The sequence below is a fragment of the uncultured Jatrophihabitans sp. genome (assembly GCF_964246335.1).
GTDB lineage: Bacteria > Actinomycetota > Actinomycetes > Mycobacteriales > Jatrophihabitantaceae > Jatrophihabitans.
In genome coordinates this window covers 1-6,704 of sequence record NZ_CAXTQF010000106.1, presented here as the reverse complement: position 1 = coordinate 6,704, position 6,704 = coordinate 1, and the positions used below count along the sequence as shown (strand labels likewise).

6 protein-coding genes are annotated in these 6,704 nt (G+C 70.2%); 5 read left to right on the top strand and 1 reads right to left on the bottom strand.

What is annotated here, in order from left to right; translation table 11 throughout:
• Positions 1–591: 591 nt before the first annotated feature.
• Entirely contained in the window at positions 592–1,224 is a 633-nt protein-coding gene (locus ACFFCN_RS18145; protein WP_375493951.1) for a hypothetical protein, read from the top strand.
• Between the two features lie 103 nt (positions 1,225–1,327).
• Positions 1,328–2,062 carry a TMEM175 family protein gene (locus ACFFCN_RS18140; protein ID WP_375493950.1) on the top strand — a complete coding sequence of 245 codons (735 nt, stop codon included), beginning with the start codon at positions 1,328–1,330 and terminating at the stop codon, positions 2,060–2,062.
• Here ACFFCN_RS18140 and typA read toward each other — a convergent pair.
• On the bottom strand, positions 2,054–3,934 hold the full coding sequence (gene typA / locus ACFFCN_RS18135; protein ID WP_375493948.1) for a translational GTPase TypA: 1,881 nt from the start codon (positions 3,932–3,934) through the stop codon (positions 2,054–2,056). The genes ACFFCN_RS18140 and typA overlap by 9 nt on opposite strands.
• Before the next feature lie 126 nt (positions 3,935–4,060).
• Between typA and ACFFCN_RS18130 the strand changes: the two genes are divergently transcribed.
• From ACFFCN_RS18130 to ACFFCN_RS18120, 3 genes are all read left to right on the top strand, one after another.
• Positions 4,061–4,717 (top strand): lysophospholipid acyltransferase family protein, encoded by a 657-nt coding sequence (locus tag ACFFCN_RS18130; protein ID WP_375493946.1) that lies wholly within the window; start codon positions 4,061–4,063, stop codon positions 4,715–4,717.
• Positions 4,718–4,769: 52 nt separating this feature from the next.
• The gene (locus ACFFCN_RS18125) at positions 4,770–5,945 is read left to right on the top strand and encodes a HoxN/HupN/NixA family nickel/cobalt transporter (RefSeq protein ID WP_375493944.1); all 1,176 of its coding nucleotides are present in this window, start codon (positions 4,770–4,772) and stop codon (positions 5,943–5,945) included.
• Between the two features lie 74 nt (positions 5,946–6,019).
• Entirely contained in the window at positions 6,020–6,613 is a 594-nt protein-coding gene (locus ACFFCN_RS18120; protein WP_375493942.1) for a hypothetical protein, read from the top strand.
• Positions 6,614–6,704: the final 91 nt, after the last annotated feature.

Below are 6,704 nucleotides of genomic sequence, written 5' to 3'. Positions count from 1 at the left end.
GCACCACCCCCCGACCCTAGTTCCCCGCCCGTGTGTGCTCACTGCGCCGTCGCGCGCCGTTTGCACCCGCTGCCGTCGCCACCCGACCTCGTCGAGCCCCGTTAGCAACTATCGTGGGTGCAAACCAGCGGAAGACCGGGATTGTGGACGGGCACCCGGGCTGTGGACGGCCGGAGCCATGACGAGACGCCGAGCGGCGACCTTTGCCGGGTGAACACGCCGACACACCGCAGACCGAATCGACAGACCGGCCACCCGCCATTGCCCGACCGACCCACGGCCTCTGCGTCGATGTATGCAGCGGGTTGGACGGAAGCACAACTGCGCCACGCTCTTGCGTGCGGCGACTTGCACCGCGTTCGTCGTGGCGTCCTGCTGGACGGGCGCATCGCAACGCAGCGAGTCCTCGTCCCACGCCGCGACCTCGAGCTCCGGCATCTGCGCTCGGCGCAGGCGGCCGCACTGCTGTGCCCAAGAGCGGTCATCAGTCACCGGCCGACGGCGATCGCGCTTGATCTGCCTGTCTACGGACGCCTGGGCCGACCGTGCCTCACGGTCCCGCCGGGCACGGCGTTGCGGGAGCTGGCGGATGTGCATCTACACCGTGCGACGCTGATCGACGTCGACGTCGTCGACGATGGCGGCTTCCGATACACGACGGCGGCGCGGACCGTCATGGACATCGCCCGCGAGCACGGGGTGTCGGCAGGCGTCGTCGCGGCTGACTGCGCGTTGCGCCGTGGCCTGGTGGACGAAGACGCGCTGGCGGCGGAATACGAGCGATGTGCGACCTGGCCGGGGCGGAAGGCGGCGCGCTTGACGCTGTTGGGCGCTGATCGGCTTGCCGAATCGCCGTTGGAGTCCCTCAGCCGCCTGTGTATGGCCGCTCACGGACTCCCGAAGCCGTCGTTGCAGACGGTCATTCGCGACGAGCACGGCCAGTTCGTCGGGCGCGTCGATTTCTACTGGGACGAGTTCGGTGTCGTCGGCGAGTGCGACGGCGAGCTGAAGTACAGCGACGCCGCGACGGTGACCGCCGAGAAGCGCCGACAGATCGCGGTGACCGACACCGGGCTCATCGTCGTGCGGTGGGACTGGGCCGCCGTCTTCGCCTTCGGTCCGGTCGCACGACGGTTGGACACGGCTTTCGCGCGCGGCGCACACCACGGATCACCTCAACGGCGTTGGCGCGTCGCGCCGCACGACACCCGTTTGCACCCGTAACCGTCGCTACCTGCACCCAATAGGGGACCGATAGCGACGGCCGCGGGTGCAAACCGGAGGATCTGCGGGCAGAGGTGCACACCAACACGCCAGAATGGCGCGCATGCGGGCACCCGACCACGACATCGACGGCCAGGACCCCGACGACATCGACGTCGACAACCGGGGCGCCGACGACCGGGGCGCCAAGCAGAGCGCCGCCGATGAGGACCAGCTGCTCGAGGCCGGCGCCGAACGCGCGACGGTGCTCACCGACGGCGTCGTCGCGATCGCGCTGACGTTGCTCGCACTCGACCTCAAGCCCGACCTGCCGTTCAGCGCGAACTCACGGCAGCTCGCGCACTTCCTGCACACGCACCTGACCCAGTACATCGCGTTCGCGCTCGCGTTCTACCTGATCGCGCAGTACTGGATGACCCACCACCGGATGATGCGCACCGTGCGGCGGGCCACTGCGCGCATGCTGGTCCTGACGCTCGTGTTCCTCTTCGGCATCACGCTCGTGCCGCTGACCACGTACCTCAACGGCAACTACGGCAATCCGCTGGCCAACACCCTGTTCGCCGCCAACATCGGGTTCATCAGCGTGCTGCTGTTGCTGATGAGCGAGGAGATCCACCGCAACCGCCTCGACGACCGCGTCGAGTCGGCGGACGACCGGCTGCGCCGGCGCACCCGCAGCGTGATGGCGCTGCTGATCTCCGGCCTGGTGGCCGGCATGTCCTGGGTGGTGCACAGCGACGCGAACTTCTGCTACCTGCTCTTCATCGTCGCGGACGTGCCGGCCGACCGGCTCCTGCGCCGTCGCGCGCGCCGGCGACGACCCCGCTCAGCGTGAGCGGTTGCGGGCGCGGGCCTTCTCGCGGTCCTGCTGGGCGAGCAGCACCTTGCGCATGCGCACCGTGTTCGGCGTGACCTCGACGCATTCGTCGTCGCGGCAGAACTCCAGCGCCTGCTCCAGCGACAGCATCCGGTGCGGGATGAGCGGGATCAGCACGTCACCCGACGACTGACGCATGTTGGTCAGCTTCTTCTCCTTGGTCGGGTTGACGTCCATGTCGTCCGAGCGTGAGTTCTCGCCGACGATCATGCCCTCGTAGACGTCGGTGCCCGGGCCGACGAACATCGTGCCGCGCTCCTGCAGGTTCGCCAGCGCGAAGCCGGTGGTGGCGCCAGTACGGTCGGCGACGAGCGAGCCGCTCGGCCGGGTGCGGATGTCCCCGGCCCACGGCTCGTAGTTCTCGTGCACGTGGTGCAGCAGCCCGGTGCCGCGCGTCTCGGTGAGGAACTCCGTGCGGAAGCCGATCAACCCGCGCGCCGGCACGACGTACTCCATCCGGATCCAGCCGGTGCCGTGATCGACCATCTGCGCCAGCCGCCCCTTGCGCAGCGCGAGCAGCTGGATGACGACGCCCTGGTACTCGGCGGGCACGTCGATGGTCATCCGCTCGGTCGGCTCGAAAATCTTGCCGTCGACGGTGCGGGTGACGACCTGCGGCTTGCCGACGGTGATCTCGAAGCCCTCGCGCCGCATCACCTCCACGAGCACCGCGAGCGCGAGCTCGCCACGGCCCTGCACCTCCCAGGTGTCCGGGCGGTCGGTGGGCAGCACCCGGATGGACACGTTGCCGACGAGTTCGGCGTCCAGTCGGTTGATCACCTGACGCGCGGTCAACTTCGTACCGCCGGACCGGCCGGCCAGCGGCGAGGTGTTGATGCCGATCGTCATCGAGATCGACGGCTCGTCGATGGTGATGACCGGCAGCGGCCGCGGGTCGTCGGGGTCGGCCAGCGTCTCGCCGATGGTGATGTCCGGGATGCCAGCGACAGCGATGATGTCGCCCGGCCCGGCGGATTCTGCCGTCACCCGGTCGAGCGCCTGGGTGAGCAGCAGCTCGGTGATCTTGACGCGCTGCACCGAGCCGTCCGCCCGGCACCACGCGGCCTGCTGGCCCTTGCGGATCGTGCCGTTGTGCACCCGGCACAGCGCGAGCCGGCCGAGATAGGGCGACGCGTCGAGGTTGGTGACGTGCGCCTGCAGCGGCGCGTCCTCGTCGAACGTCGGAGCGGGGATCGCGTCCAGGATGGTCGCGAAGAGCGGCGCAAGATCCTTCTCCTCCGGCAGCTCGCCGTCGCCCGGCCGGGTCAGCGACGCACGGCCGGCCTTCGCCGACGCGTAGACGATCGGGAAGTCGATCTGGCTCTCGTCGGCGTCGAGATCCAGGAACAGCTCGTACGCCTCGTCGACGACCTCGGCGATCCGCGAGTCGGGGCGGTCCACCTTGTTGATCACGAGGATCACCGGCATCTTCGCCTCGAGCGCCTTGCGCAGGACGAAGCGGGTCTGCGGCAGCGGCCCCTCGGACGCGTCGACGAGCAGCAGCACGCCGTCGACCATCGACAGCCCGCGCTCGACCTCGCCGCCGAAGTCCGCGTGTCCGGGTGTGTCGATGATGTTGATGGTGACGCGCTCGCCGTCCGGCGTCACGTGCTCCACCGCGGTGTTCTTCGCGAGAATCGTGATGCCCTTCTCGCGCTCGAGGTCGCCGGAGTCCATGACGCGCTCCGCGACGTCGCCGGTGTCGGCCTGGTGCTCGGTGAACGCCCCGGACTGCCAGAGCATGGCGTCGACGAGGGTGGTCTTGCCGTGGTCGACGTGCGCGACGATCGCGACATTGCGCAGGTCAGCGCGAGTGCCAGTGATACCCATCAGCCGGGATTCCTCCGTGTACGTGGTTCGGCCCGGCGGCGGTAGTGCGGCGGACTCCTCGATTCTATCGACGCCATGGGACCGACCGTGCGCGATGATGGCCGGGTGCCAGGGAACCGACCGGCGATGCCGCCCGCATACCGGTTCGTACTGTTCCTCGGCGGCCCGATCATGCGGCGCTGGGCGCGGCTGCGCGTCACCGGCGTCGAGTGCCTGCCGCCCGACGGCCCGGTGCTGCTCGTCGCGGACCACGACAGCTACTGGGACCCGATCGCCATCGCCGTGGCGGCCCGGCAGGTGCGCCCGGTGCGCGCACTTGCGAAGTCCACGCTCTGGAAGACCCGGTTCGTCGCGTCGCTGATGAACAGCATGGGCCACATCCCGGTGCACCGCGGCGCCGGCAACGCCGAGGCGATGGCGACCGCGGAGCGTGAACTACGCGCCGGCGCCTGCATAGGCGTCTTCCCCGAGGCCACCCGCTCGCTCGGCCGTGAGCTCCGCGCCCGGACGGGCATCAGCAGGCTGGCCGAGGCGGTGCCCAAGGCTGCGGTCGTGTGCGTGCGCACCACCGGCTCGGTGGACGTCGTGCGAGTGCCGAAGCGGCCGTCGGTGACGGTGGATTTCTATCTGCCGGCCGGCGGTGGCCGGCAACCCGGCGAACCGGCGCAGGACTTCGCCGACCGCCTCGTCGCGGAGCTGCGGACCGACGCGCAGCGCGAGATCCCGGGCCGGCGCCGCACCGCGGCCAAGTACCGGCGCGCGCTCGACGACGACCAGCGCTGACCTTATTGCCACCTCATTGCAATAAGGCGCCGCTCGGCGTTACGTTCGACGCGTGGCGATCGACGTTTCCCCCGCCGGGTCGACCTACCGCCGCTTCAAGGACAGCCTGACCCGCGCCGACCGCCGGTCACTCGCCGGCATGGCGGGGTTCGTCGTGGTGCTGCACCTGCTGGGCTTCGGCATCCTGTTCGGGCTCGTCGCGCCGCACCACTTCCACCTCGGTGGCGGCCACCCGGTCTTCAACGTCGGGGTGGGTGTGCTCGCCTACACGTTCGGGCTGCGGCACGCCTTCGACGCCGACCACATCGCCGCCGTCGACAACACGACGCGCAAGCTGCTGGCCGACAACGCTGCGGCCGAGCGGACGCCCGGCACGCCCAACACGCCGCCGCGCAAACCGCTGTCCGTCGGCTTCTGGTTCTCCCTCGGGCATTCGACCATCGTGTTCACCCTCGCGTTCCTGCTCTCGGTCGGCGTCAAGGCACTGGCCGGACAGGTGGAGAACGACGACTCCGGCCTGCACTCCGCAACCGGCGTCATCGGGGCGTCGGTGTCCGGGGTGTTCCTCTGGGTCCTCGGCGTCGTCAACCTCGCGGTGCTGGTCGGCATCGTCAAGGTGTTCCGCGACATGCGCTCGGGCCGCTTCGACGAAGCCGAGTTGGAAGAGCACCTCAACAAGCGCGGCCTGATGAACCGATTCCTCAACGGATTGACGAAGTCGGTGCGCAAGGCGTGGCACATCTACCCCGTCGGGGTGTTGTTCGGCCTCGGCTTCGACACCGCCACCGAGGTGGGATTGCTGGTGCTGGCCGGCGGCGCGGCGGCGTTCAACCTGCCGTTCTACTCGATCCTCGTGCTGCCGATCCTGTTCGCGGCCGGCATGTGCCTGATGGACACCGTCGACGGCGTGTTCATGAACGCGGCCTACGGCTGGGCGTTCATGAAGCCCGTACGCAAGGTGTTCTACAACATCACCATCACGGCCATCTCGGTCGCGGTGGCGTTGGTGATCGGCACCGTCGAGCTGCTCGGCGTCGTCGCCGACGAGGCGCACATCGAATCCGGGCCCGTCGCGATGATCGGCCGCATCCCGCTCGACTACGCGGGCTACGCCATCGTCGGGCTGTTCTTCGTCGCGTGGGCCGTCGCGCTGGTGATCTGGCGTTACGGGCGTATCGAGGAGAAGTGGTCGGCGAACCTCGCGCCGCCTCCCGAGCTCACGGACTGAAGCGGGCTCACGGACCGCTTCGACGGGGCCCCGGACCGCGGCCCGGATGCCCCTTCTTCCTGCGCTGGGCCTGCGTGACGGCGGGGGCGGCGCCACCGGGCTTCGGCGGCGTCGTCGTCTTGCCGGCCGGCCCCGACGGCGTCGGCGGCCCGGGCGGCTCGGGCTTGCTCGACGTCGAGCTGCTGAGCGGAGTCGACGGAGCCGTGCTCGACGGCTTCGTGGAGTGCGAGCTGGACCGGTGCCGGTGCGCGGAGCTGCTGTGCCCGCTGGACGTGCTCGACGGCGCGCTGGAGCGCGATGTCGACGGGGTGGGCGACGTGGACGGGCTCGGCGTCGGTGCGCCGCCGTCGCTGCCGTTCGTCGCCAGCAGCACGATCAACAAGCCGATCAGCAGAACGCCCACCGCTGCAAGCGCCAGCCACACGATGGTCGGGATCGGTCGGCGCGGCGGCGGCGGACCGGCGGCGCCGCGCGACACCGGTGGAGCCACGACCGGCGGCACGACCGGCGGCAGCGCGCGCGTCTCGCTGACCGGCGCACGCCGCACCGGGCCGGGCATCGGGCCGGGCGGCATCGCGGTGGTGGCCGCGGTCGGCGCTGCCGGCGCCGGCATGACGGGCGGCGCGAACACGGTGGTCGCAGCCGTCGTGCCGGCGGCATCGCCCTGACCGAACACGTCCACGACCTGCTGCGCCGTCGGCCGTTCGGCGGGATCGCGGCGCGTCATGGCTGCCAGCGTCTGCGGCCACGGCGCCGGCA